The following is a 1,745-nucleotide window of genomic DNA, read 5'->3' as shown; positions in this document are numbered from 1 at the left end:
TGGCCCTGGCAAGATTTCCGTGAAGCCGGGATGTGCCACCGTGCGCCGGTGACGCTCCGTCACGGGTGGCGGCACTGTCGGCGAGTGTGACGACTTCGTACGGATCATGTCTCCGCACCTGGATGCGGTGCGGGTGGAACGAGTGTGGGTGGCGGGCGGCGTGGTCCGCATCGCGGCGTGCACCCGCGAGTGGACGGTGGCGTGCCCCGACTGCGGTCGCGGTTCTGCGCGGGTGCACAGTCGCTATTGCCGGGCGCTGGCCGATGTCGCCGTCGGTGGGCGCCCGGTGGTGATAGTGCTGTCGGTGCGGCGGTTGTTCTGCGACAACCCGGGCTGCGGCCGGCGGACGTTTGCCGAGCAGGTCGAGGGGCTGACGGTGCGCTACCAGCGCCGCAGCCCGCTGGTGCAGCACCTGGTGGAGATGGCCGGGGTGCTCCTTGCCGGCCGTGGTGGCGCCCGGCTGCTGCAGATCCTGAAGGTGCGGCTGTCGCGGACCAGCGTGCTGTTCCACTTGATGCGCTTGCCGCTTCCGCCGGCCGCGACCCCGAGAGTGCTGGGCGTGGACGACTTCGCGCTGTACGCGGACGTCTACGGAACCCTGCTGGTGGACGCCGACACCCGGTTGCCCGTCGAGCTGTGGGCCGGGCGCGACTCCGAGCAACTGGCCGCCTGGCTGCGGACGCACCCCGGCGTCGAGGTGGTCTGCCGGGACGGCTCGCTGGTCTACCGCCAAGGCATCACCGATGGCGCCCCGGACGCGGTGCAGGTCAGCGACCGCTTCCACCTGTGGCAGGGGCTGTCGAAGCGGATCGGAGATATCGCCGCCACCCACCGCGGCTGCCTCCCCGCCGCAGTACTCCAGACCGAACCAGCACCGCCGCCAGCGACCCCAACGGGACCGTCCGACCAGGCCGACACCCCAGCCCGCCGCCACGCGAAGCGGCTGTTCGAGGCAGTACACGCGGCGACCGACACCGGTCTCTCGCTCAGCGCCGCAGCCCGCGAGTTGGGCCTGAACCGGCGCACCGTGGGAAAATACGCCCGGGCCGCCACCTGGCAGGATTGCGTACGGCGCACGCGGCCCCGCCGAACCACCAGCCTCGATCCATACCTGGAGTACCTTCGGCAGCGATGGGAGGAAGGTGAGCACACCGCGACGGTGCTGCACCAGGAGATCGCCGCCAAGGGCTACCGTGGGCACTACCAACGGGTCAAAGTGGCCATCGCACCGCTGCGCCGCGGCCTGCCGATCAACACGCCACGCGAACGGCCGCCCTCGCCCCGCGAAGTCGCCCGCTGGATCACCACCGCGCCAACCCGCCGCAGCTTGCACGCAGCCGAGGCCCTCCGCCGGCTGTTCGAGCGCTGCCCGGAGCTGCAGCGAACCCACGGTCTGGTGCGTCAGTTCGCCGCCATGCTCGAAGGTCGCGATGCGACCCCGCTGCCGGACTGGCTCGAGCAACTCGCAACCTCCCGTCTTCCCGCACTGGCCAGCCTGGCCAGTGCGCTCCGCGAGGACCAGGCGGCGGTCGTGCAGGGCATCACCACCCCGTTCAACTCCGGTGTCAACGAGGGCCGCATCACCGATTTGAAGCTCCAGAAGCGGCTTATGGCCGGACGCGCGGGCGTCCCGCTGCTCCGCCACCGCGTCATCCTCATGGCCCTGCTCCGACGCCGCCACTTGTGACGGAGCGTCACCGGCGCACGGTGGCACATCCCGGCTTCACGGAAATCTTGCCAGGGCC

General features: G+C 70.8%; 1 protein-coding gene. It reads left to right on the top strand.

The genetic code is table 11. The annotated features are described in order from the left end of the window. Positions 1-106: 106 nt before the first annotated feature. On the top strand, positions 107-1,687 hold the full coding sequence (locus tag ACFZDK_RS55795; RefSeq protein WP_390987102.1) for an ISL3 family transposase: 1,581 nt from the start codon (positions 107-109) through the stop codon (positions 1,685-1,687). Positions 1,688-1,745: the final 58 nt, after the last annotated feature.

Origin of the sequence: Streptomyces sp. NPDC007901 (genome assembly GCF_042959465.1) — a bacterium.
In the GTDB taxonomy this organism is placed as follows: Bacteria; Actinomycetota; Actinomycetes; order Streptomycetales; family Streptomycetaceae; genus Streptomyces.
The sequence above is the reverse complement of the archived record's forward strand: the minus strand, read 5'-3'. Positions and strand labels throughout refer to the sequence as shown.